This is a genomic window from Pseudomonas sp. PL-6 (assembly GCF_054110165.1).
In genome coordinates this window covers 286,180-309,685 of sequence record NZ_CM134189.1, presented here as the reverse complement: position 1 = coordinate 309,685, position 23,506 = coordinate 286,180, and the positions used below count along the sequence as shown (strand labels likewise).

The 23,506-nt window shown below is 69.0% G+C and carries 17 protein-coding genes; 7 read left to right on the top strand and 10 right to left on the bottom strand.

Going from position 1 to position 23,506, the window contains the following annotated elements; translation table 11 throughout:
• Window positions 1–103: 103 nt before the first annotated feature.
• The 3 genes from ACW9UL_RS01415 to desA form a co-directional block, all read right to left on the bottom strand.
• Complete coding sequence (locus tag ACW9UL_RS01415; RefSeq protein WP_122109300.1) at window positions 104–1,375, bottom strand: OprD family porin; 1,272 nt, start codon at window positions 1,373–1,375, stop codon at window positions 104–106.
• A gap of 429 nt (window positions 1,376–1,804) precedes the next feature.
• Window positions 1,805–2,776, bottom strand: coding sequence for a GGDEF domain-containing protein (locus tag ACW9UL_RS01410; RefSeq protein ID WP_021443336.1), 972 nt, complete (start codon window positions 2,774–2,776; stop codon window positions 1,805–1,807).
• Between the two features lie 111 nt (window positions 2,777–2,887).
• On the bottom strand, window positions 2,888–4,078 hold the full coding sequence (gene desA / locus ACW9UL_RS01405; RefSeq protein ID WP_021443335.1) for a delta-9 fatty acid desaturase DesA: 1,191 nt from the start codon (window positions 4,076–4,078) through the stop codon (window positions 2,888–2,890).
• Between the two features lie 169 nt (window positions 4,079–4,247).
• Here desA and dibA point away from each other — a divergent pair, with 169 nt between their 5' ends.
• From dibA to ACW9UL_RS01370, 7 genes are read left to right on the top strand one after another with little or no spacing between them, the layout of a single operon-like run.
• The gene (dibA, locus tag ACW9UL_RS01400) at window positions 4,248–6,542 is read left to right on the top strand and encodes a phosphodiesterase DibA (RefSeq protein ID WP_457790893.1); all 2,295 of its coding nucleotides are present in this window, start codon (window positions 4,248–4,250) and stop codon (window positions 6,540–6,542) included.
• A 2-nt stretch (window positions 6,543–6,544) separates the two neighbouring features.
• Complete coding sequence (locus ACW9UL_RS01395; RefSeq protein WP_457788609.1) at window positions 6,545–7,666, top strand: response regulator; 1,122 nt, start codon at window positions 6,545–6,547, stop codon at window positions 7,664–7,666.
• 9 nt (window positions 7,667–7,675) lie between these two features.
• Window positions 7,676–11,056, top strand: a complete 3,381-nt coding sequence (locus ACW9UL_RS01390) for a PAS domain S-box protein (RefSeq protein ID WP_457788608.1) — start codon at window positions 7,676–7,678, stop codon at window positions 11,054–11,056.
• Window positions 11,053–12,978 carry an ATP-binding protein gene (locus ACW9UL_RS01385; protein ID WP_457788607.1) on the top strand — a complete coding sequence of 642 codons (1,926 nt, stop codon included), beginning with the start codon at window positions 11,053–11,055 and terminating at the stop codon, window positions 12,976–12,978. The genes ACW9UL_RS01390 and ACW9UL_RS01385 overlap by 4 nt, the downstream gene beginning before the upstream one ends.
• Window positions 12,971–15,874: a CHASE domain-containing protein gene (locus tag ACW9UL_RS01380; RefSeq protein WP_457788606.1), complete on the top strand. Its 2,904-nt coding sequence runs from the start codon at window positions 12,971–12,973 to the stop codon at window positions 15,872–15,874. Before ACW9UL_RS01385 ends, ACW9UL_RS01380 begins: the two co-directional genes overlap by 8 nt.
• Window positions 15,867–16,253 carry a response regulator gene (locus tag ACW9UL_RS01375; RefSeq protein WP_021445650.1) on the top strand — a complete coding sequence of 129 codons (387 nt, stop codon included), beginning with the start codon at window positions 15,867–15,869 and terminating at the stop codon, window positions 16,251–16,253. Before ACW9UL_RS01380 ends, ACW9UL_RS01375 begins: the two co-directional genes overlap by 8 nt.
• Entirely contained in the window at window positions 16,246–17,907 is a 1,662-nt protein-coding gene (locus ACW9UL_RS01370) for a diguanylate cyclase (RefSeq protein WP_457788605.1), read from the top strand. Before ACW9UL_RS01375 ends, ACW9UL_RS01370 begins: the two co-directional genes overlap by 8 nt.
• 20 nt (window positions 17,908–17,927) lie before the next feature.
• On the opposite strand, the gene ACW9UL_RS01365 is transcribed toward ACW9UL_RS01370, so the two are convergent.
• The 7 genes from ACW9UL_RS01365 to ACW9UL_RS01335 all read right to left on the bottom strand — a co-directional run bounded on the left by ACW9UL_RS01365 (window position 17,928) and on the right by ACW9UL_RS01335 (window position 23,391).
• Entirely contained in the window at window positions 17,928–18,143 is a 216-nt protein-coding gene (locus ACW9UL_RS01365; protein ID WP_003242436.1) for a TOBE domain-containing protein, read from the bottom strand.
• Between the two features lie 87 nt (window positions 18,144–18,230).
• Window positions 18,231–19,031, bottom strand: coding sequence for an aliphatic sulfonates ABC transporter ATP-binding protein (ssuB, locus tag ACW9UL_RS01360; RefSeq protein WP_457788604.1), 801 nt, complete (start codon window positions 19,029–19,031; stop codon window positions 18,231–18,233).
• Window positions 19,028–19,822 carry an aliphatic sulfonate ABC transporter permease SsuC gene (ssuC, locus tag ACW9UL_RS01355; RefSeq protein ID WP_457788603.1) on the bottom strand — a complete coding sequence of 265 codons (795 nt, stop codon included), beginning with the start codon at window positions 19,820–19,822 and terminating at the stop codon, window positions 19,028–19,030. The genes ssuB and ssuC overlap by 4 nt, the downstream gene beginning before the upstream one ends.
• Window positions 19,823–19,897: 75 nt before the next feature.
• Complete coding sequence (gene ssuD / locus ACW9UL_RS01350) at window positions 19,898–21,046, bottom strand: FMNH2-dependent alkanesulfonate monooxygenase (protein ID WP_457788602.1); 1,149 nt, start codon at window positions 21,044–21,046, stop codon at window positions 19,898–19,900.
• A gap of 61 nt (window positions 21,047–21,107) precedes the next feature.
• Complete coding sequence (locus ACW9UL_RS01345; RefSeq protein ID WP_457788601.1) at window positions 21,108–22,073, bottom strand: sulfonate ABC transporter substrate-binding protein; 966 nt, start codon at window positions 22,071–22,073, stop codon at window positions 21,108–21,110.
• 76 nt (window positions 22,074–22,149) lie between these two features.
• A complete protein-coding gene (ssuE, locus tag ACW9UL_RS01340) occupies window positions 22,150–22,743 on the bottom strand; it encodes an NADPH-dependent FMN reductase (RefSeq protein WP_457788600.1) in 594 nt (197 codons plus the stop codon).
• A 9-nt stretch (window positions 22,744–22,752) separates the two neighbouring features.
• Window positions 22,753–23,391 (bottom strand): peroxiredoxin, encoded by a 639-nt coding sequence (locus tag ACW9UL_RS01335; protein WP_457788599.1) that lies wholly within the window; start codon window positions 23,389–23,391, stop codon window positions 22,753–22,755.
• Window positions 23,392–23,506: the final 115 nt, after the last annotated feature.

Genomic DNA, 23,506 nt, shown 5'->3' with positions numbered 1-23,506 from the left:
GACGCGCGCATAAAAAATGCCCGCATCCGGAAGGATGCGGGCATTTTTCTTATCGCGCTCGGGACGACAGGCCCGATGAGCCTGTCGAACCTCCGCCGGCTGATTACATCAGCGGCAGGGTGTAGCTGACGATCAGACGGTTCTCGTCGATATCGTTGGCGAAGTTCGAACGCACACTCGCATTGCGCCAGCGTACGCCGAGGTTCTTCAGCGCGCCTTCCTGGAACACGTACATCAGCTCGGTGTTGCGCTCCCACTCGCGGCCTTCGGATACGCCAGCACCGCGGTCGACGTTGTCGCCGGTCAGGTAGCGGGTCATGAAGGTCAGGCCCGGGATGCCGATGGAGGCGAAGTTGAAGTCGTAGCGCGCCTGCCAGGACTTCTCGTCCTTGTTGGCGAAGTCGCTGATCTGCACGTAGTTGACCAGGAACGGGTCGGTACCGTTGATGTAGGCGAAGCCGGTGTCGCCGCTCATCTTCTGGTAGCCCAGGCCGAAGGCGTGGCCGTCCAGGCCGTAGGTGACCATGGCGCCGAAGGCATTGTTGTCGACGTTGCTGCGGTTGCCGTCGTCGGTGGAACGGGCATAGCGGACGTCGGTCTTCAGGCTCTGCTTGTCGCCCAGCGGCAGCACGTGCACGGCGTTGAAGGAGTGCTGCTTGTACAGCTCGTCCAGGTTGGAATAGTAGTAACCGGCGGTCAGGTCGTTGGTCAGCTTGTAGGTGCCGCCGATAAAGTCGAACGAATCGGCGGTGGCGCCGCCAGAAGTGGCGATGCCGCGACGGCCGCCGCTGGTGATGGCGATATCTTCGTAGTCGCCGGAGTCACGATGGTTCACCTCGCGCACGTGCGCGGCTTCCAGCATCAGGCCGTCGATTTCCTGGGATACCAGGTGACCGGCTTCGAACACCTGCGGCAGCAGGCGGGCGTCGCTGGAGGCGATGGCGGCGTTCTTGAACTGCATCTGGCCGACACGCAGGGTGCTGTTGGAAATCTTGGCCTTGGCCGCTACGGCCAGATCCGAGTAGTTGTCCTGCGAACCACCCGAGGAACGATCCGGGACCAGCAGACCGCTGCCGGCGGTGCCGTCGCCGGAATCCAGCTTGAAGCCGAACATGCCGATGGCGTCGGCGCCGAAGCCCACGGTGCCCTCGGTGAAGCCGGAGTTCATGCGCAGGATAAAGCCCTGGGCCCACTCTTCGGACTTGGAACGAGTGGGGGTTGGCGTATCGTTGTGCCCCTGACGGAAATCACGGTTGAAGTAGAAATTGCGGGCTTCCAGGCTGACCTTGGTGTCGCCGATCAAATCGGCAGAGGCCACTTGGCTCAGGCCCAGGGTGCTGGCGGCTACGGCCAGTGCCAGGGAGGTCTTTCTCATTATGTTTCTCTCCAGTGTGTTTAAGGTGACGCATCGCCCGAACACCGACTTCGGCACGAAGAGGCAGGCTCGGGACGAATCAGGCGAACGCAGGCGCGCGCGGGCACGGCAGGGCCCTCGCTGGCGCGGGTGCGTGGCAAACTCAGGAAGAACGGGAAAACGGCGGACGCAACGGGGCGAACGGACGGGAACGGGCAGGACGACTCATGGGAGGGCTCTCGCGTCGTTGTTATTGTGCGCCGGCATCCGGGCCGGCATCTTGACGTGAGTTCAGGCAGATAGCGTGCCAGCTCTTCCAGAGCGCCGTGCGGCGCCTCTAGAACGGGAGGTTAACGCTTTTTGGCAGGAGCGTTACCGCTCTATTACGCTACGCGACCGGCAATTTTCCGCTTATGCGACGCGCCGCTCAGGCGGAAAATCGCCAACGCCTCAACCCAGCACGATCTGGTTCTTGCCCTGGCGCTTGGCCAGGTACATGGCCGCGTCGGCACGGGCGTACAGCGCCTCCAGGTTGGCGTCGGCGGCGCGCAGGCTGGTCAGCCCCTGGCTGACGGTGATGCCGAAGCTTGCGCCGTCGTGCTGGAAGTTCAGGCGCTGCACCTCGCGCTGCAGACGCTCGGCCACCTGCAGGGCGATATCCGGCTCGCAGCCGGGGAACAGGGCGGCGAACTCCTCGCCGCCGATGCGGCCGAACAGGTCGCCGCGGCGCAACGCGTTGGCACCGCACTGGGCCAGGCGCTGCAGCACCTGGTCGCCGAGCTGGTGACCGTACTGGTCGTTGATCTTCTTGAAGTCGTCGAGGTCGAGCAGGAGGAAGGCCAGCGGGCTGCCGTACTGCCGCGCATGCTCGAACTCGCGGCGGGCGCACTCGAAGAAATGCCGGCGGTTGCTGCTCTGGGTCAGCACATCGGTGGTGGCCAGGCGATGCAGCTCGCCCTCCAGGCGTTTCTTCTCAGTGATGTCCTCGGCGATACCGACTATCACCTTGCCCTGAGCCGAGCCGGGCCGCGGGCTGACGAAGCACTTGTCGCTGAGCCAGCGCAGCTGGCCGTCGGCGCGGATGATACGGTACTCGCGAAACTCCACCGCGCCGGTTTCCAGCACCTTGGCCAGGCTTTCGGCGGCGTACTCCACATCGTCGGGGTAGATGCTGTTGCGCCACTCGCCGTAATCGGCCAGCAGCAGCGCGGCGGAGCGGCCGAAGATGCGCTCGTAGGCCGGGCTGACGTAGATCACCCGTTGTGCGTCCCAGTCGAACGCCCAGAGCGCGGCGTTGACGCTGCCCAGCAGGCTGCTGAACAGCTGCTCGCGCTCGCGCAGGCGCTCCACCTCGGCCCGGCTGTGCAGCAGGGCCAGGGTCAGTTCTTCCAACTCGGAAACGGCGTTGCCTTGATCATCCATTACAGCGGCCATCCAATCCCTCGCATCAGCATTGCAATGAGCATAGTGCGAGCTGTTGGACAAACACAAAGGCCCGCCGTTCGGCGGGCCTTTGCAGGAAACGCGCGGCGATCAGGCAGCGGTTGCGGCAGGGCGCAGCGAGTAGGTCTTGAGCTGCTCGGCGAACTCGCGCAGCGACTGGATGCCGCTGGCCTCGGCCTCGTGCACCCACTGCTTCATCGCCTCGAGCATGTCGTGGCCGTTGCTGCTGGTCTTGACCCAGATCTGCTGCAGCGCCAGGCGCTTCTCGTAGATCACCTTGAGCGCCTGGCTCTGCGCCAGCAGCTCGCTGATGCGTGCCTGGTGCTGCTCTTCCAGCAGGCTCGGCTCGCGCGACAGCAGGCGCTTGGCGCGGCGGAACAGGTGGCGCACCGACTCGTCGGCCTTGGCCACTTCCTGCTTGACCAGCGGCGCGATCACCAGCTTGCGGTACTGCGCCATGATCTGGAAGCGGTTGTTGAGGATGGCCATGGCGGTGTCCATGTCCAGGCTGCGCTTGCCCTCGACCCGGTGGGCGATGGGCGCGACGCGCTGCACCTGGGCCAGGCCGAGGAAGCTGAACAGCTTGATCCAGGCCCAGCCCATGTCGAATTCCCACTTCTTCACCGACAGCTTGGCGCTGTTGGGGTAGGTGTGGTGGTTGTTGTGCAGCTCCTCGCCGCCGATCAGGATGCCCCAGGGCACCAGGTTGGTGGCGGCGTCGCGGCACTCGAAGTTGCGGTAGCCGACGGCATGGCCGAGGCCATTGATGACGCCGGCGGCCCACACCGGAATCCACATCATCTGGATCGCCCAGACGGTGATGCCGAGCACGCCGAACAGGGCCAGGTCGATGATCGCCATCAGCGTCACGCCGCCAATCGGATAGCGACTGTAAACATTGCGCTCGATCCAGTCATCCGGGCAGTTCTTGCCGTAGATGCGCAGGGTTTCCTGGTTCTTCGCCTCCTCCTGGTAGAGTTCGGCGCCCTTGCGCAGCACGGTGCCCAGGCCCTTGACCACCGGGCTGTGGGGGTCGTCGACGGTTTCGCACTTGGCGTGGTGCTTGCGGTGGATGGCGGTCCACTCGCGGGTGTTCTGGCCGGTGGTCAGCCACAGCCAGAAGCGGAAGAAATGCTTGAGCGCCGGGTGCAGTTCCAGTGCACGGTGCGCGGAGTAGCGGTGCAGATAGACGGTGACGCTGACGATGGTCACGTGCGTCATCAGCAGGGTCGCAGCCACCAGCTGCCAGACCGACAGGTCGAGTAAACCGTTGTACCACATGGACACTGTTGCCTCTTGAAAGGGGAACGCGGCCTGTCCTACAAGGACAAGCCTGGGCGCATTATCCCTGACCCAAGGCAGAAAACCAGTTGGTCTTTTAGATAAGAATGTTTCAGCCTCCAGGACATCTATACTGCCCAGCATTTACAGGGAGCGTAGCCGCTTGCCCATGCGTATCGACACCGCCGCCTTGCGCCTGACCCTGGGCTATCTGCTGCTCGCCGCCTCGTGGATTCTCCTCAGCGACCAGCTGCTGGCCGCCCTCGGCCTGTCCGCGGCCCAGCAGGACCGCCTGCAGTCGCTCAAGGGCCTGCTGTTCGTCGCTCTCACCGGCGCCCTGCTGTACCTGGTGCTGCAGCGCCACGCCCGGCACCATCGGCGCGCGCGGCTGCAGCTGGCGCACAACGAGGAACGCCTGCGCCTGGCCCTGGATGCCACCCGCGACGGCCTGTGGGACTGGGACTTCGCCAGCCAGCGGGTGTTCTTCTCCGACGGCTACGCCGCCCTGCTCGGCCTCACCCCGCAGGCCCTCGGCGATACCCGCGAGGCCTGGGTCGCGCGCCTGCACCCGGAGGATCGCGAACGCGCGCTGCAGGCGCTCGACGCGGAAATGAGCGGCGCGCAGTACGAGAACATCTACCGCATGCGCCACGCCGACGGCAGCTACCGCTGGCTGCACTCGCGCGGCCGCCTGCTGCGCGACGAGGCAGGTCAGCCGCAGCGCTTCATCGGCGTGGCCAGCGACATCACCCAACGCCGCGCCGACGAGGACAGCCTGCGCCAGGCCGCCGCGGTGTTCGACGCCACTCAGGAAGGCGTGCTGGTCACCGACCCCGAGCAGCGCATCGTCCACGTCAACCCGGCGTTCAGCCGCATCACCGGCTATAGCGCCGAGGAAATCCTCGGCCAGCAACCCAGCCTGCTCAAGTCCGGCCGTCACGACGCGGCCTTCTACCACAGCCTGTGGCACGCCCTGCACAGCCGCGGCGCCTGGAGCGGCGAGGTGTGGAACCGGCGCAAGAGCGGCGAGATCTACCCGCAGTGGCAGTGCATCCGCGTCATTCACGACGAGCAGGGGCGCATCAGCCACTACGTCGCGGTGTTTTCCGACATCACCGCGCTCAAGCGCTCGCAGCGCGAGCTGGACTACCTGGCCCACCACGACCCGCTGAGCAACCTGCCCAACCGCCTGCTGTTCACCGAGCGGGTCGCCCATGCCCTGGAGCGCAGCGCCGGCGAACAGCTGCGCGGCGCGGTGCTGCTGATCGACCTGGACCACTTCAAGCACATCAACGAAAGCCTCGGCCACAACGTCGGCGACCTGCTGCTCAAGGAGGTCGGCGAGCGCCTGCTGGCAGCGGTGCCGGCCGCCAGTACCCTGGCGCGCCTGGGTGGCGACGAGTTCGGCCTGCTCTGCGAGCACTGCGCCGAGGCGCCCCAGGCCGCCGAGCTGGCGCAGCGCCTGCTGCGCTGCCTGGATGCGCCGTTCCGCCTGCACGGCCACGAGCTGTACATCGGCGCCAGCATCGGCATCAGCCTGTTCCCGGACGACGCCGCCAGCGTCGAACAGGTGCTGCGCAACGCCGACTCGGCGCTGTTCAAGGCCAAAAGCAGCGGCCGCGAGGGCTACGCCTTCTACGTCCAGGAGCTGACCGACTACGCCCGCCAGCGCGTGGAGCTGGCCAGCAGCCTGCGCCACGCCCTCGACAACCAGGAGCTGCGCGTTTACTACCAGCCGCTGCACGATTTGCAGGACGGCAGCGCGGTCGGCATGGAGGCGCTGGTGCGCTGGCAGCACCCGCAGCGCGGCCTGGTGTCGCCCGCCGAGTTCATCCCGATCGCCGAGGACAACGGCCTGATCGGCGCCATCGACGCCTGGGTGCTGGAGCAGGCCTGCCGCCAGATGGTGCGCTGGCACGCCGCCGGCAGCGCGCTGCACTTCGTCGCGGTGAACGTCTCCAGCCGCCTGTTCGGCCGCGGCGAGCTGGAGCAGCACGTCGCCCAGGTGCTGGCCGACACCGGCCTGGCGCCGGCGCAACTGGAGCTGGAAGTGACCGAGAGCGCGATCATGGAAGACCCCGACGCCGCCCTGCTGCTGCTCACCCGCCTACGCGGGCTCGGCGTGCGCCTGGCCATCGACGACTTCGGCACCGGCTACAGCTCGCTGGCGCGCCTCAAGCGCCTGCCGGTGGACAAGCTCAAGCTCGACCAGAGCTTCGTCCGCGGCCTGCCCGACGACGCCGAGGACGCCGCCATCGCCCGCGCGGTGATCGCCCTCGGCCACAGCCTGGGGATCAAGGTGCTGGCCGAAGGCATCGAACAGGCCGCACAGGCCGATTTCCTCCGCGAACTCGGCTGCCACTACGGCCAGGGCTACCATTTCGGCCGTCCGCAGCCGGTGCCCAGCCAGCCCATCGGCGTGCCCGAAGCCACCCAGGCTGAGCGGGCCAGCACGGGAGACTGAACATGCGCGTGCTGATCCTCGAAGACGATCCCTGGATCGCCGATCTGCTCAAGCAGATCGTCCTCAGCCTGCGCCCGGGGGCGCGGGTCGACTGCCGCACGCGGGTCGCCGACGCCCTCGCCGCCTGGCAGCAGGAGGCGGCGCAACTGGTGATCTGCGACTGGAACCTGCCCGACGGCAGCGGCACCCGTCTGCTCGAGGCGGTGCGCCGCAGCGACCGCGCGGTGCCACTGCTGATGGTGACCTCGCGCGCCGACCGCGACAGCGTGCTGGAAGTGCGTCCGCTGGGCATCAGCGCCTTCATCAGCAAGCCGTTCCAGGTGCCCAAGGTGCTCGACTGCCTGCAGCGCCTGCTGCCCGCCGACGACGCCGCGCCGGCGGCGTCACACAGCGACGACGACTTCGTTCGCCACCTCGGCGAGCTGCCGGCCGAGGCCCTCGACCTGCCGCTGCGCGACGAGCTGTACCAGCAGCTGCATGGCGCCGCAGGCGCGCCGAGCAGCCTGCAGCAGCTCGGCGAGCACTGGCAGCAGGACCCGGCGGTGCAGGCGCGGCTGATCGCCGCGGCCAACAGCACCGTCTACAACAGCGCCGGGCAGCCCTGTATCAGCCTGCCAGAAGCCGTCCAGCGCCTGGGTGCGGCCACCGCGCTGAACCTGATCCAGGGCCTGGCGCTGCGCCCGGCGGCGCGCCTGCAGGACGCCGCGCTCCAGGCCCTCGGCCAGGCCCAGGCGCAGGCGCTGCTGCACCTGCACCAGCGCGTCGGCGAACTGGCCGGCGCCTGCCGCCTCGACCCGGCGCCGCTGCAGAGCGCCGCCCTGCTGCAGCGCATGGGCGAGCTGGCCGTGCTGCAGCAAGCGCAACTGTGGCGCCAGCGCGACCTGGCGCTGAGCGACGAACAGCTGCAGCAGGCGCTGCGCCAGCACAGCGGCGAACTGGCCAACCGGCTCAAGGCGCACTGGCGCCTGCCCATAGCGCTGCGCGAGCTGATCGGCGCCTGCTACGGCCTGGCGCCCGGCAACACCCGCCGCGAGCCGATCCTGATGCGCCTGGCCAGCGCCGAACTGCAGGGCGCCGACGACCAGGAACTGCAACGCCTGCGCCGCCTCGCCGGGCTGGCCTGAGGCGAGCGGATGAGACGCCTGGCCCTGCTCCGCCACTGGCTTGCCAGCCACTGGGACGCCAGCCGCTGGGCAGTGATCGGCGGCAGCCTGTGCCTGGCGCTGTTCTTCGCCTTTCTCGGGCGCCAGGCGCTGGACGAGCGCGAGACCCTCTGGCAACTGCAGATGAACAAGCAGGCGGAAGTCCAGCGCATGGCTCTGCACAGCACCCAGCACGGCCTGCAGGAACGCGCCCAACTGCTCGCCGAAACCATCGCCGCCGACGCCTGGGTGGTGGAGCTGGTGCGCCAGGCCCACGCCCTGCCGGCCAACGAGCTGGACGCCCTGGCCAGTATCCGCAGCCAGCTCTACACCCGTCTGGCGCCGCGCTGGCGCAACCTGCAGGCGCACCAGACGTTTCGCCTCTACGTGCACCTAGCGCCGGACATCAAGGTGCTGCTGCGGGTACACGAACCCGAACATTTCGGCGACCTGCAGATCGGCTGGCGGCCGATGGTGCTGGAAGCGCTGCGCAGCGCCACCAGCCAGGCCGGCCTGGGCCTGAGCCGCGGCAGCATCGGCATGCGCGCCATCGCCCCGCTGCTGGTCGAGGGCGCCGGCACACCGCTGCAGGTCGGCGCCATCGAGGTGGCCATGGGCGTGCTCGACGACCTCGCCCAACTCGACCGCGACCTCGGCAGCGGCGTCGCCCTGCTGCTGCGCGAAGACCTGCTGCTGGGCACCGACAGCGGCGAGGAGCTGCGCGGCCTGGCCCGCGACCCGCAGCGCTGGCGGCTGATGGGCGCATCGCGGCCGCAGGTGCGGACCTGGCAACGCCAGCAGGCGCTGCCGTCGCCGGCCGCCGGCGATGCGGTGCGCCTGCTGGCCGACGGCGAACGCCACTACCTGCTCAACCAGATCGCCCTGACCAGCTACCGCCAGCGGCACGACCCGACCGCCGCGCCGCAGGCCGTGGCCCTGGTGTGGCGCGACGTCAGCGAGCAGTTCGACCTGCACCGCAGCGACAAGCGCTGGCTGGTGGTCAAGTGGCTACTCGCCTGGTGCGGCGCCGAGGCCCTGCTGCTGGTGCTGCTGCGCACCACCAAGCGCAGCACCCAGCGCCTGATGCGGCACCAGCAGGCGGCGGTGCGCGAGGCGCGCGCCTACCTGCAGGCGCTGCTCGACTCGGCCACCGGGGTGTCGATCATCGCCACCGATCCGCAGGGCCGCATCAACCTGTTCAATTCCGGCGCCGAACGCCTGCTCGGCTATAGCGCCGCAGAGATGATCGGCAAGCAGACCCCGGCGGTGTTCCACCTCGCCGAGGAGATGCAGGCGCGCGCCGCCGAACTGAGCGCGCAGGCAGGCCGCCCCGTCGAAGGTTTCGAGGTGTTCGTGCACAACCCCCGCGGCGGCGAGCCGGAAACCCGCCAATGGACCTACCGCTGCCAGGACGGCAGCCTGCGCCCGGTCAACCTGACCGTCAGCGCCATGTTCGACGGCAACGGCCAGATCACCGGCTTCCTCGGCATCGCCAGCGACATCGGCGAACTGCAGCAGGCCACCCGCGCGCTGCAGAAGAGCGAGAGCCGCTTCCGCGGCCTGGTCGCCAACCTGCCCGGGGTGGTCTACCGCTGCGCCAACGACGCCGACTGGAGCATGCGCTACGTCAGCGAGGAGATCCTCAGCCTCAGCGGCTACCCGCCCAGCGACTTCATCGACAACCGCGTGCGCAGCTTCTCCAGCATCGTCCACCCCGACGACCTGGCCATCACCTACCGTGCCGGCGAGGCCATCGAGCGCCAGGAAATCTTCGAACTGACCTACCGCCTGCGCCACGCCGACGGCCACAACGTCTGGGTGCGCGAGAAGGGCCGCGGCGAGTACGACAGCCAGGGCCGGCTGCTGTGGGTCGACGGCTTCATCCGGGACATCAGCGAGCGCCAGGCCATCGAGGACGAGCTGCGCCTGAGCCAGCAGCGCTTTCGCAACGCCTTCACCACCGCGCCGCAGGGCATGGCCCTGGTCGCCCCGGACGGCCGCTGGCTGGAGGTCAACGACGCGCTGTGCCAGATGCTCGGCTACCCGCGCGAGGAACTGCTGGCCACCTCCTACCAGTCCGTCACCCATCCCGAGGACCTCGACGCCGACCTGGAGAACGCCCAGGACCTGCTGGCCGGACGGATCAACGCCTACCAGATGGAGAAGCGCTACCTGGACAAGCAGGGCCAGGTGCTCTGGGTGCTGCTCAGCGTGTCGCTGGTGCGTGACGGCGAGGGCCGGCCGGTGCACTTCGTCGCGCAGATCCAGGACTTCAGCGACCGCGTCGCCGCCGAACGCGCGGTGCGCGAGCGCGAGCACTACCTGCGCACCCTGCTCGACAACGTCATCGACGCCATCGTCACCATCGACGAGACGGGCCGCATCGAGACCTTCAACCACGCCGCCGAGCACATCTTCGGCTACCGCCACGCCGAGGTGGCCGGGCGCAACGTCAGCCTGCTGATGCCCGAGCCCTACCGCAGTGCCCACGACGGTTACATCCAGCGCTACCTGCGTACCGACGAGGCCTGGGTGGTCGGCCAGAGTCGCGAGCTGGAGGGTCTGCGGCGCAGCGGCGAGCGCTTCGCCATGGAGCTGGCGGTGTCGCAGATCAGTCACCAGGGCCAGCGCCGCTTCATCGCGGTGATCCGCGACATTGCCGAGCGCAAGCGCATCGAGCAGATGAAGAACGAATTCGTCTCCACCGTCAGCCACGAATTGCGCACCCCGCTGACCGCCATCGCCGGCTCGCTCGGCCTGATCAACGGCGGCGCCCTCGGCGCGGTGCCGGACGCCATGCAGCAGATGCTGACCATCGCGCAGAGCAACAGCCAGCGCCTCAGCGAGCTGATCAACGACCTGCTCGACATGGACAAGCTGGTGGCCGGCAAGATGCACTTCGAGCTGCAGGCGCAGCCGCTGCAACCACTGCTGGAGCAGGCGCTGCTGCACAACCAGCCCTATGCCGACCAGCACCGGGTACGCCTGCGGCTGCAGGTCGAAGGCGACGCGGCGGTGCGCGTCGACGCCCAGCGCCTGGCCCAGGTGATGGCCAACCTGCTATCCAACGCGGCCAAGTTCTCGCCGCCCGGCAGCCAGGTCGAGGTGCGCCTGCAGCGCAACGCCGAGGTGCTGCGGGTCGCCGTCACCGACCAAGGCCCGGGGATCCCCGACGCCTTCAAGCCGCGCATCTTCAGCAAGTTCTCCCAGGCCGACGCCGGCGACACCCGGCAAATGGGCGGCACCGGCCTGGGCCTGGCAATCTGCAAGGAAATCGTCGAACGCATGGGCGGGCATATCGGCTTCGACGCGCGCGAAGGCCGGGGCGCCTGCTTCTGGTTCGAACTGCCCATCACCGGGAGCGAGACATGAGCCAAGCGCCGATCCCCCACAACGAGCAGCAGCGGCTGGCCGCGCTGCAGGCCCTGGAGCTGCTCGACACCCCGGCCGAGACGCTGTTCGACCACATCACCGCGCTGGCCGCGCAGATCTGCGCCACCCCCATCGCGCTGATCTCGCTGATCGACGCCGAGCGCCAGTGGTTCAAGAGCCGGGTCGGCCTGGACGCCGAGCAGACCGCGCGCGAACTGGCCTTCTGCGCCCACGCCGTGGCCGCCGACGCGCCGCTGGAAGTGGACAACGCCCTGGACGATGCGCGCTTTCGCGACAACCCGCTGGTCACCGCCGCACCGCATATCCGCTTCTACGCCGGCATGCCGCTGCACGACCGCCACGGCCTGGCCCTCGGCACCCTGTGCGTGATCGACCGCCAGCCGCGCCACCTCGATGCGCACCAGCGCCAGCAGCTGCAGCACCTGGCGCGGCTCACCGGCGAGCTGTTCGAGCTGCGTCTGCAGGCGCGCCGCCAGGCCGAGCAGAGCGCCATGCACCAGGCCATGCTGGACAACGCCGGCAGCGCGGTGCTGGTGCTCGACCCGCAGGGCCGGGTGCTGCGCAGCAACCCCGAGGCGCAGCAGCTGCTGGAGCATTCGGCCGCGGCCCTGAGCGGCCAGCACATGCCGCGCCTGCTGGTCGAGGCCGGCCAGTTCGAGCGCCTCTGCGCCGCCTGCGCCAACGGCCCGCAGAGCGCCGAGGGGCGCCTGCGCACGCGCGGCGGGCAGAGCCTGCCGGTACGCCTGAACCTGTCGCCGATCCGCGCCGAGGAGCAGGCGCTGCAGGGCTACCTGCTGGTGGCCAACGACCTCAGCCAGCGCGACGAGGCGCGCCTGCGCCTGCAGCGCATCGCCGCGCAGCTGCCGGGGATGGTCTACCAGTACCTGCTGCGCGCCGACGGCAGCAGCTGCTTTCCCTATGCCAGCGCCGGCATCCTGGATATCTACGGCTGCGCCCCCGAGGAGGTCGCCGAGGACGCCGCACCGGCCCTCGCCCGCCTGCACCCGGACGACGTGGCGCAGGTGCGCGCGGCCATCGCCCGCTCGGCGCAAGACCTGAGCACCTGGCACCAGGAATACCGCGTGCTGCACCCGCTGCACGGCCCGCTGTGGGTCGAGGGGCGCGCCGCGCCGCAGCGCCTGCCCGGCGGCGACGTCCTCTGGCACGGCTTCATCAGCGACATCAGCGAACGCAAGCGCGGCGAGCAGCTGCAGAACGAGTTCGTCTCCACCGTCAGCCACGAGCTGCGCACCCCGCTGACCGCCATCGCCGGCTCGCTCGGCCTGATCAACGGCGGCGCCCTCGGCGCGGTGCCGGAGGCCATGCAGCAGATGCTGGAGATCGCCCAGAGCAACAGCCAGCGCCTGCGCAAGCTGATCGACGATTTGCTCGACATCGACAAGCTGGTCGCCGGCAAGATGCGCCTCGAGTTGCAGCCGCTGGCCCTGCGCGCGCTGCTGGCGCAGGCGCTGCAAAGCAACCAGCCCTATGCCGAGCGCCATCGGGTGCAGCTGCGCCTGCTGCCCGGCGCCGACTGCCAGGTGCTGGCCGATGCCCAGCGCCTGGAGCAGGTGCTGGCCAACCTGCTGGCCAACGCCGCCAAGTTCTCCGCCGCCGGCCAGCGCGTGGAGCTGAGTGCCGTGCCGCGTGAGGGCTGGGTGCGGATCAGCGTGCGCGACCATGGCCAGGGCATCGCCGAGAGCTTCCAGCCGCGCATCTTCAGCAAGTTCGCCCAGGCCGATGCCGGCGATACCCGCCAGCAGGGCGGCACCGGCCTCGGTCTGGCGATCAGCAAGGAGCTGGTCGAACGCATGGGCGGGCAGATCGGCTTCGACTCGACGCTGGGCCAGGGCAGCACCTTCTGGTTCGACCTGCCACTGGCCGGGGGCAACCATGAGTAACGCCAACGGGCTGCGTCTGCAGCTGCTCGGCCAGCTGTTCGGCCGCGCCAATCTGCTGGCCTGGGGCGTGCTGGCGCTGGCCCTCGGCGCCACGCTGCTGGCCTGGCACAACCTGCGCCAGAGCCAGGGCGAAGCCGCCGCGCGCCAACTCGAGCTGCTCGCCGACGAGCTGAGCGAGGCCATAGTCCAGCGCATGCAGAATCAGGAAAGCATCCTGCTCGGCGCCGCCGCCCTGCTCGACGCCAGCGACGAGGTCGGCCGAGACGATTGGCGTCTCTACGCCGAGCGCCTGCGCCTGGACGAGCGCTACCCGGGCATCCAGGGCCTGGGCTTCAGCCAGGTGCTGCGCGCCGAGCAGTTGCCCTCCTTCGAAACCGCGCTGCGCACCGAGGGCTTTATCAACTTCCGCGTGCGCCCGTTCGGCCAGCGCCCGCTGTACAGCGCCGTCCGCTATATCGAGCCGTTCGCCGGGCGCAACCTGGCCGCCTTCGGCTTCGACATGCTCGCCGAACCGGTGCGCCGGGCCGCCATGCTGGATGCCGCGCGCAGCGGCCAGAGCCGTCTGTCCGGGCGCGTCACCCTGGTCCAGGAAACCCACGGCCGGGTGCAGCCGGGCCTGCTGCTGTACGTGCCGGTGTACTGGCCGGGGCAGCCGCTGGACAGCCCCGAGCAACGCCTGACCGCCCTGCGCGGCTTCGCCTACAGCCCCTACCGGGTGCACGACCTGATGCACGGCATCCTCGGCGGCCGCCAGCGCGAGCTGGACTTCGAGCTCTACGCCAGCCCCGCCGCCGTGGCCGGCGAGCTGCTCTACAGCAGCCGCGGCGATACCCCGGCCAGCACACCGGCCGCCGTCCAGCGCCAGCTGGAGCTGTTCGGCCAAAGCTGGCGCCTGCACTTTCACCATGCCCCGGGCTTTCTCGCCGACGCCCACCGCGGCGAGAGCTCGCTGCTGGCGCTCGGCGGCTGCATCGGCCTGCTGCTGTTCTTCCTGGTCAGCAGCCTCGGCCAACGCCGCGAGCAGGTGCAGCAACTGGCCGACCGCATCACCGAGCAGCTGCGCCTGAGCGAGGAACGCCTGGCCCTGGCGCTCAAGGGCAGCAACGACGGCTGGTGGGACATCGACCTCAAGGCCGGCAGCTTCTTCGCCTCGGCGCGCGGCTGGCAGATGCTCGGCCACCCCGAACAGGGCCCGCCCGGCTTCGCCGACGACCCGCTGGGCTGGGAGCGCCTGGTGCACCCGGACGACCTGGCGGCGGCGCGTGCCAGCCTGATGCAGGCGCTGCGCCAGGGTGCCACCTACTTCACCATCGACTGCCGCCTGCTGTGCGTCGACGGCACGCCGCTGCCGGTGCTGTTGCGCGGCTATATCCAGCGCGGCGCCGACGGCTATCCGCTGCGCATCACCGGCACCACCATGGACCAGAGCGAGGCCAAGCGCATCGAGCGGCTGAAAAGCGAGTTCGTCTCCACCGTCAGCCACGAGCTGCGTACGCCGCTGACCGCCATCGCCGGCTCGCTCGGCCTGATCAACGGCGGCGCCCTCGGCGCGGTGCCGGCGGGCATGCAGCAGATGCTCGGCATCGCCCAGGCCAACAGCCAGCGCCTCAGCCACCTGATCAACGACCTGCTCGACATGGACAAGCTGGAGGCCGGCAAGATGCAGTTCGACCTGCAGCCCTGCGCGCTCGCCGAGCAGCTGGCGGAGGCCCTGGCCAGCAACCAGGCCTATGCCGCCCAGCACCAGGTGCAGTTGCGCCTGGCCGAGTGCCCGCCGCTGCGGGTGCGGGTCGACGCCATGCGCCTGCAGCAGGTGCTGGCCAACTTCCTCTCCAACGCGGTGAAGTACTCGCCGCCCGGCGCCGAGGTGCTGCTGCACGCCGAGCGCCGCGACGCGCGGGTACGGGTCGCGGTCAGCGACAGCGGCCCGGGCATCGCCGCGGCCTTCCGCGAGCGCGTCTTCGCCAAGTTCTCCCAGGCCGACGCCAGCGACAGCCGCAAGAAGGGCGGCACCGGCCTCGGCCTGGCGATCAGCAAGGAGCTGATCGAGCGCATGGGCGGGCAGATCGGCTTCGACTCCGTCGAGGGCCAGGGTGCCAGCTTCTGGTTCGAGCTGGCCCTGCTCGCCGATCCGCCGGCAGCGGCCACCGATGGCGCGCATCCCGGCCTGCTGGTGGTCGAGGACGAACCGGACATCGCCGCGCTGCTGCGTCAGCTGCTGGAGCATGCCGGCTACCGCGTGCGCCTGGCGCACAGCCTGGCCGAGGCACGCCGCGCCCTGGCCGCCGAGCGTCCGGCGGCGATCAGCCTCGACCTCAAGCTGCCGGACGGCGACGGCCTGCAGCTGGTGCGCGAGCTGCGCGCCGATGCGCGCTACCGCGAGCTGCCGATCCTGGTAGTCTCGGCCGCCTGCGAACAGGGCCGCCTGGCACTCGGCGGCGGCGTGCCGGCGCTGGACTGGCTGAGCAAGCCGATCGACCCGCAGCGCCTGCTCGACAGCCTGGCCCGCGCCCTGCGCGGCCTGCCGGAAAGACCGCGGGTGTTGCACGTCGAGGACGACCACGACCTGCGCCAGGTGGTCGCCGAACAGGGCCGCGAACTGGCCGAGTTCGTCGCCGCCGAGAACCTCGCCCAGGCCCGCCGCCTGCTCGCCGGCCCACCCTTCGACCTGGTCCTGCTCGACCTCGGCCTGCCCGACGGCAACGGTCTGGAGCTGGTCGAGGAACTGCGCCGCAGCCAGCCGCAACTGCCGGTGGTGGTGCTCTCGGCCAGCGAGCTGGACGGCGCCCAGCTGGCCAAGGTACGCACCGCGCTGGCCAAATCGCGCAACGATGGACAACACTTGCTGCAGCTGCTCACTCGCCTGCTACCCGCCAAGGAGACCGGCCATGACTGAACTCAAGCGCATCCTCCACGTCGAGGACGACCCGTCGATCCAGGCCGTGGCCAAGGTCGCCCTGGAGGCCGTCGGTGGCTTCCAGGTGCTCAGCTGCGCCAGCGGTCAGGAGGCCCTCGACCAGGTACAGGGCTTCGCCCCCGACTTCATCCTGCTCGACGTGATGATGCCCGGCATGGACGGCCCGCAGACCCTGGAGCGGCTGCGCGCGCTGGTCGACATCGGCGAGATCCCGGTGGCCTTCATGACCGCCAAGGTGCAGCCCGGCGAAGTGGCGCATTACCGCAGCCTGGGCGCGCGCGACGTGATAGTGAAACCCTTCGACCCCATGCAGCTCGCCGCCCAGGTGCGCCAGATCTGGAGCCAGCGCCATGGATAAGCACGAAGGCAATGCCATTCCCCAGGCCCTGCAGCAGCACCTGCAGCAGCTCGGCCAGCAGTTCGCCGAGCGCCTGCGCCAGGAGCTGCCGCAGCTGGCGCAGCAGGCCGGGCAGTTGCTCGACGCCGCCGCCGACGAACGCCAGCGCCTGCTGCAAGCCCTGCGCGAGCAGCTGCACCGCCTGGCCGGCAGCGCCGGCACCTTCGGCTTCGTCCAGCTCGGCCAGCAGGCGCGCGAGCTGGAGCAGCAGGCCGAGCGCTGGCTGGAACGCCTGCAGCGCCAGCAGCAGGGCCTCGGCGAGTTCGTCGCGGCGCTGCAGCAACTGGGCAACCAGCCGCTGGCCGCGACCGCCGTCGGCGAAGCGCCGCGCCCGGCGCGCAAGGCGACGCGCAGCGATAGCGGCAGCCGGCACATCTACATCCTCGAGGAAGAGGCCGCGGCGGGCGAAAGCATGCGCCTGACGCTGAACAACTTCGGCTACCAGGCCGAGCACTTCAACTCCATCGCCGGCCTCGACGCCGCCCTGCAGCAGCACCTGCCGGACGCGCTGATCGTCGACGTCAACCTGCCCGGGGAAAGCTGCAGCGGCCTGGACTACGCCGCGCGCCTGCAACAGCGCCTGGACGCGCCGCTGCCGCTGCTGGTGCTGACCCAGCAGGACGACTTCGCCACCCAGCTGCAGGCGGTGCGCGCCGGCGCCCTGGGCTTCTTCGCCAAGCCGGTGGACATCCCGCAGCTGGAGAGCCGCCTGGAGCGCTGCTTCGCCCAGCAGCACGGCGAGCCCTACCGGGTGCTGATCGTCGACGACGACCAGGACCTGGCCAGCCGCTACAGCCTGGTGCTGCGCGGCGCCGGCATGCTGGTGGAGGTGCTGCGCGAGCCGGCGCAGATCTTCGCCCACCTGCGCGACTTCAACCCCGAGGTGGTGCTGCTCGACGTCAACATGCCCGACTGCACCGGCCCGGAGCTGGCGCAGATCATCCGCTGCAACGACGACTGGCTGCGCATCCCGATCATCTACTTGTCGGCGGAAACCGACATCGCCAAGCAGATGAGCGCGCTGATCAAGGCCGGCGACGACTTCGTCAGCAAACCCATCTCCGATCATGCCCTGGTCGCCACGGTGTTCTCCCGCGCCCAGCGCGCCCGCCTGCTGTCCAACGCCCTGGCCCGCGACAGCCTGACCGGCCTGCTCAAGCACGGCGACATCAAGGAACAGGTGGCCATCGAACTGGAGCGCGCGCTGCGCAGCGGCGACCGCGCCAGCGTGGCGATGCTCGACATCGACCACTTCAAGCGGGTCAACGACAGCCACGGCCACGCTGCCGGCGACAACGTCATCCGCGCCCTGGCCAACCTGCTGCGCCAGCGCCTGCGGCGCATCGACAGCCTGGGGCGCTACGGCGGCGAGGAGTTCCTCGCGGTGCTGCCGGACTGCCCGCCGGAGCAGGCCAGGCTGATCCTCGACGAGATCCGCCAGCGCTTCGCCGAGCTGCGCTTTATCGCCGAGGGCGGCGAGTTCTCCTGCACCCTCAGCGTCGGCATCGCCGGCACCGACGTGCACAGCGACGCCGAGCAACTGCGCGAACGCGCCGACAAGGCGCTGTACGCGGCCAAGCACGGCGGCCGCAACCAGGTGCGCCTGGCCGAATGAGCCGCGCCCGGCACGGGCCCTCAGAGCTTGGCGATGGACACCTCGGTGGATTTGACGAAGGCGATCACTTCGCTGCCCACCTGCAGTTCCAGCTCGCGCACGGAACGGGTGGTGATCACCGAGGTGACGATGCCGGCGGCGGTCTGCACGTCGATCTCCGACAGCACGTCGCCGATGACGATCTCCTTGATGCTGCCCTTGAACTGGTTACGCACGTTGATGGCTTTGATGGTCATGGTGTTGCTCCTGATGGTCCACTGATGTAGCCCGGATGCACTCCGGGGAGTCTTGGGGCCGCCCCGGACAGAGTCCGGGCTACGGCTTCACAGTGCCCAGCGCAATTGCGTGGGCAGGGGTGATAGGGGGTCGGGCGGCGTCGGCAGCTCCGGCTGCGCCAGCACCCGGTCGAGCACGCGCGCTTCCAGCGCGGCCAGCAGCGGCGAGCCGTGCGGGCGCGGACGCAGCAGTTGCACGTCGAGGTCGAGGCCGATCTGGCCGTCCTCGATCAGGATCACCCGATCCGCCACGGCCACCGCCTCGGCGACGTCGTGGGTGACCAGCAGCACGGTGAAGCCATGCTGCTGCCACAGGCGCTCGATCAGTTGCTGCATCTCGATGCGGGTCAGCGCATCCAGCGCGCCCAGCGGCTCGTCGAGCAGCAGCAGGCGCGGGCGATGGATCAGCGCCCGGGCCAGCGCCACGCGCTGCTTCTGCCCACCGGACAGCGCCGCCGGCCACTCACCCGCGCGATCGGCCAGGCCGACCGCGGCCAGGGCTTCCTCGGCCTGCTGACGCCAGTTGCCGGACAGGCCCAGGCCGACGTTGTCGATCACCCGCTTCCAGGGCAGCAGGCGCGCATCCTGGAACATCAGGCGGATGTCCTCGCGCACCGCGTTGAGCGCACCGCTGCCGGCCAGCAGCTGACCGCCGCTGGGCTGATCCAGCCCGGCCAGCAGGCGCAGCAAGGTGCTCTTGCCGCAGCCGCTGCGGCCGACCACGGCGACGAACTGGCCGGCCGGGATATGCAGGTCGATGCCCTTGAGCACCCGGCGCTCGCCGAAGGATTTCTCGATCTTCTCGATCGCCAGGGGAATGCCCTGACGGATGCTGTGCAGTGCCGTCATTGCCCACCTGCCTTGGCCTGGTAGGCCGGGTGCCAACGCAGCCACACGCGCTCCAGGCCCCTGGCCGCGACGTCGGCCAGCTTGCCGAGCAGCGCGTAGAGCAGGATCGCCAGCACCACCACGTCGGTCTGCAGGAACTCGCGGGCGTTCATCGCCAGGTAGCCGATGCCGCTGCTGGCGGAGATGGTCTCGGCGACGATCAACGTGAGCCACATAAAGCCCAGGGCGAAGCGCACGCCGACCAGGATCGACGGCAGCGCACCGGGCAGGATCACCTGGCGGAACAGGGCGAAACCGGACAGGCCATAGCTGCGCGCCATCTCCACCAGCGCCGGGTCGACGTTGCGGATGCCGTGGTAGGTGTTGAGGTAGATGGGGAACAGGGTGCCGAGCGCGACCAGGAACACCTTGGCCGCCTCGTCGATGCCGAACCACAGGATCACCAGCGGGATCAGCGCCAGGTGCGGCACGTTGCGGATCATCTGCACCGAGCTGTCGAGAAAGCGCTCACCCCATTTCGACAGGCCGGTGATAAAGCCCAGCAGCAGGCCGATGCCGCCTCCGATGGCGAAGCCGATGCCGGCGCGCTGGCCGCTGATCGCCAGGTGCTGCCAGATTTCGCCGGAGGCCAGCAGCTCCCAGCCGGCGGCGAGCACCGCGCTGGGCGCCGGCAGGATGCGGCTGGACAGCCAGCCGCTGGCCACCGCCAGCTGCCAGGCGGCCAGCAGCCCCAGGGGCAAGGCCCAGGGCGCGGCGCGCAGGGCCAATGTGTTAAGGGTCGTGTTGCTCATGGTTGCCTCGAAGAATCCTGTGTTTCTGTTCCCGGATTGCATTTGCGGACCGCCGTGGGAGCGAGCGGGATGCTTTCAGCTCGCCGAAGCCGCCTTCGGCAAAATGTCGCTGGAGATCATTTCGCCGAACGGGCTGACGTAGCCGCGACTCTCCGGACGCTGCGGCTGGGCCACGTCCAGGTGCGGGAACAGCAGCTCGGCGACGCGGTACGACTCCTCCAGATGCGGGTAGCCGGAAAAGATGAAGGTGTCGATGCCGAGCTCCGCGTACTCCCTGACCCGCGCCGCCACGGTCGGGCCGTCGCCCACCAGGGCGGTGCCGGCGCCGCCGCGCACCAGGCCGACACCGGCCCAGAGGTTCGGCGACACCTCCAGGTTGTCGGTCTTGCCGCCGTGCAGGGCGGCCATGCGCTGCTGGCCGACCGAATCGAAACGCGCCAGCGAGGCCTGGGCGCGGTCGATGGTGTCCTGGTCCAGATGGCTGATCAGGCGATCCGCCGCAGCCCAGGCTTCCTCATTGGTCTCGCGCACGATCACGTGCAGGCGAATGCCGAAGCGCACTTCACGGCCCTGCCTGGCCGCCTTCTCGCGCACCTGGGCGATCTTCTCGGCCACCGCGGCCGGCGGCTCGCCCCAGGTCAGGTACAGCTCGACCTGCTCGGCGGCCAGGTCCTGCGCCGCGTCGGAGGAACCGCCGAAATACAGCGGCGGACGCGGCTGCTGGATCGGCGGGTAGAGCAGCTTGGCGCCCTTCACCTGGATGTGCTGGCCGGCGTAGTCGACGGTTTCGCCCTCCAGCACGCGGCGCCAGATGCGGGTGAACTCGACGGAGGCCTCATAGCGTTCGGCGTGCGACAGGTGCAGACCGTCGCCGGCCAGCTCGTCCGGGTCGCCGCCGGTCACCAGGTTGAACAGCGCACGGCCGTTCGACAGGCGATCCAGGGTCGCCGCCTGGCGCGCGGCCACGGTCGGCGAAATGATCCCCGGGCGCAGGGCGACCAGGAACTTCAGGGTCTGCGTCACCGGGATCAGCGAGGCCGCCACCAGCCAGGAGTCCTCGCAGGAACGCCCGGTCGGGATCAGCACGCCGCCGTAGCCGAGGCGGTCGGCGGCCTGGGCGATCTGCGCCAGGTAGCCGTGGTCGACGGCACGGGCGCCTTCGGCGGTGCCCAGGTACTTGCCATCACCATGGGTAGGCAGGAACCAGAAGATATTGAGGCTCATGGAGGGGTCTCCTTGGGTTCGCTCCCCTCTCCCGCCGGGAGAGGGGCTGGGGGTGAGGGTTCTATTGCGCCTGGGCGACCTTGGCCGGCTGCCGCCAGATCACCTCGGCAATGCTCAAGCGCTTGGGGATCAGCTTCAGCTCGCTAAAGGTGTCGGCGATCTTCTGCTGCGCACTCACCACCTCGGCGGTGATCAGCTGCGCGCCGTAGCTCTGCCGCTGCACCGCGGTGCGGGTGATCTCGGGGGACAGGCCCAGCAGCGGTGCAACCTGGGCGGTGGCCTGGTCGACGTTGGCGCGGGTCCACTCGCCGGTCTTGCGGATTTCTTCCACCAGGGCGACCACCACCTCGGGATGCTTTTCGGCGAAGGGGCGCGCGGCCAGGTAGAACTGGTGGTTGCTCACCAGGCCCTGGCCGTCGCGCAGGGTACGGGCCTGCAGTTGCTGTTCGGCGGCAGCCTGGAAGGGGTCCCAGATCACCCAGGCATCGACGCTGCCACGCTCGAAGGCGGCGCGGGCATCGGCCGGCGGCAGGTACACGGGGGTGATATCGGTGATGCTCAGACCGGCTTCCTCCAGCGCGCGCACCAGCAGGTAATGCACGTTGGAGCCCTTGTTCAGGGCGACCTTCTTGCCCTTGAGTTCGGCCACCGTTTTGATCGGTGAATCCTTGGGCAGCAGAATCGCCTCGCTGAGCGGCGCCGGCGGCTCGAACGCCACGTAGAGCAGGTCGGCACCGGCGGCCTGGGCGAATACCGGCGGCGTCTCGCCCGTGGTGCCGAAGTCGATGGAGCCCACGTTGAGCCCTTCGAGCAGCTGCGGGCCGGCCGGGAACTCGGTCCACTGTACCTTGACGCCCTGTGCGGCCAGGCGCTTCTCCAACGCACCGCTGGATTTGAGCAGCACCAGGGTGCCGTATTTCTGATAACCGATCCGCAGCGTCTCGGCTTGAGCTTGAGCGATGGCGCCGAAGGAAATGGCCGCGGCAAACAGGGCGACCAGACTCCGACGCAAAGTGTTGGCGCCCATGGCGACCTCCTTTGCAAGTTGAGTGTGGGCCTGCTTGCCCGTTGGCGGGCGAGTAAGGCGGGGTATTACGGGTGGATCAAATACTCCAGCGGGCGTTTACCAGCCGGTCGTTCAACAGCTTCGGATCGATCGGTTGCGGCCGCCGCGCCAGTGCGGCGAGCAGCTGTTCGACCGACTCGTCGAGGCGTTCGCGCAGCTCCTCGTCGAGCTGCGCAGGCTCGCCGCCTTCCGGGTAGGCGATCTGCTGGTCCACGGCGAACACGCCGGAGAGCATTTCCTGCGCCTTCAGCGCGGCCAGCACCGGCTTGAGCGCGTAATCCACCGCCAGCAGATGCGCCGGGCTGCCGCCACTGGCCAGCGGCAGCACCACCTTGTGCGCCAGGGCCCGCTCGGGCAGCAGGTCCAGCAGCACCTTCAGCGCGCCGGTGAAGGACGCCTTGTACACCGGCGTGCCGACCACCAAACCATCGGCGCTGGCCACCACGGCCTGCAGCTGCTGCACCGCCGGGCTGTCGAAGCGCGCATGCAGCAGATCCTCGGCGGGAAAATCGCGCACCCGCAGCAGGCTCACTTCCACCTGCTGCGCCTCCAGACGCCGGCGCACATGGTCCAGCAGCACTTCGGTGCGCGAACGCGCCGCGGGGCTGCCGGACAGCAACACGACATGCATGGTCAGTCCTTAGCGATTCGGCTGCGGGGTCAGGCGCAGGTACGGCTTCACGGCGCGATAGCCCTTGGGGAAGCGCTCGGCGATCTCGGCCTCGTCCTTGAGCGACGGCACTATCACCACCTCGTCACCGTCCTGCCAGTTGGCCGGGGTGGCCACCTTGTAGTTGTCGGTCAGCTGCAGCGAATCGACCACGCGCAGGATCTCGTGGAAGTTGCGCCCGGTGCTGGCCGGATAGGTGATGGTCAGGCGCACCTTCTTGTGCGGGTCGATGACGAACAGCGAACGCACGGTCAGGGTGTCGTTGGCGTTCGGGTGGATCAGGTCGTAGAGGCCCGAGACCTTGCGGTCGGCATCGGCGATGATCGGGAAGTCGACCGCGGTGTGCTGCGTCTCGTTGATGTCGTCGATCCATTTGAGGTGCGAATCCACCGGGTCGACCGACAGGGCGATGGCCTTGACGCCGCGCTGGGCGAATTCGTCCTTGAGCTTGGCGGTAAAGCCCAGTTCGGTGGTGCACACCGGGGTGAAGTCGGCCGGGTGGGAGAAGAGGATGCCCCAGCTGTCGCCCAGCCAGTCGTGGAAACGAATGCGGCCTGCGCTGGAATCCTGTTCGAAGTCGGGGGCGATGTCGCCCAGACGAATACTCATGGTGGCGCTCCTGTGCCAGTGGCTTGCGTGGGGCTCACTATGCTGAGGAACGCAGAGAAACAAAAAGAATAAATAAAAATTTATTTATAACTTAAAGCTATTTAAACGAAACGGA

Bases quoted from the DNA above. Each gene is read 5' to 3' on its own strand.
- ACW9UL_RS01395 (WP_457788609.1), top strand. From the start codon at position 6,545: ATGCGCGTGCTGATCCTCGAAGACGATCCCTGGATCGCCGATCTGCTC.
- ACW9UL_RS01410 (WP_021443336.1), bottom strand. From the start codon at position 2,776: ATGGATGATCAAGGCAACGCCGTTTCCGAGTTGGAAGAACTGACCCTG.
- ACW9UL_RS01365 (WP_003242436.1), bottom strand. From the start codon at position 18,143: ATGACCATCAAAGCCATCAACGTGCGTAACCAGTTCAAGGGCAGCATC.
- dibA (WP_457790893.1), top strand. From the start codon at position 4,248: ATGCGTATCGACACCGCCGCCTTGCGCCTGACCCTGGGCTATCTGCTG.
- ACW9UL_RS01385 (WP_457788607.1), top strand. From the start codon at position 11,053: ATGAGCCAAGCGCCGATCCCCCACAACGAGCAGCAGCGGCTGGCCGCG.
- ssuD (WP_457788602.1), bottom strand. From the start codon at position 21,046: ATGAGCCTCAATATCTTCTGGTTCCTGCCTACCCATGGTGATGGCAAG.
- ssuB (WP_457788604.1), bottom strand. From the start codon at position 19,031: ATGACGGCACTGCACAGCATCCGTCAGGGCATTCCCCTGGCGATCGAG.
- desA (WP_021443335.1), bottom strand. From the start codon at position 4,078: ATGTGGTACAACGGTTTACTCGACCTGTCGGTCTGGCAGCTGGTGGCT.
- ACW9UL_RS01375 (WP_021445650.1), top strand. From the start codon at position 15,867: ATGACTGAACTCAAGCGCATCCTCCACGTCGAGGACGACCCGTCGATC.
- ACW9UL_RS01390 (WP_457788608.1), top strand. From the start codon at position 7,676: ATGAGACGCCTGGCCCTGCTCCGCCACTGGCTTGCCAGCCACTGGGAC.
- ACW9UL_RS01335 (WP_457788599.1), bottom strand. From the start codon at position 23,391: ATGAGTATTCGTCTGGGCGACATCGCCCCCGACTTCGAACAGGATTCC.
- ssuE (WP_457788600.1), bottom strand. From the start codon at position 22,743: ATGCATGTCGTGTTGCTGTCCGGCAGCCCCGCGGCGCGTTCGCGCACC.
- ACW9UL_RS01370 (WP_457788605.1), top strand. From the start codon at position 16,246: ATGGATAAGCACGAAGGCAATGCCATTCCCCAGGCCCTGCAGCAGCAC.
- ssuC (WP_457788603.1), bottom strand. From the start codon at position 19,822: ATGAGCAACACGACCCTTAACACATTGGCCCTGCGCGCCGCGCCCTGG.
- ACW9UL_RS01380 (WP_457788606.1), top strand. From the start codon at position 12,971: ATGAGTAACGCCAACGGGCTGCGTCTGCAGCTGCTCGGCCAGCTGTTC.
- ACW9UL_RS01345 (WP_457788601.1), bottom strand. From the start codon at position 22,073: ATGGGCGCCAACACTTTGCGTCGGAGTCTGGTCGCCCTGTTTGCCGCG.
- ACW9UL_RS01415 (WP_122109300.1), bottom strand. From the start codon at position 1,375: ATGAGAAAGACCTCCCTGGCACTGGCCGTAGCCGCCAGCACCCTGGGC.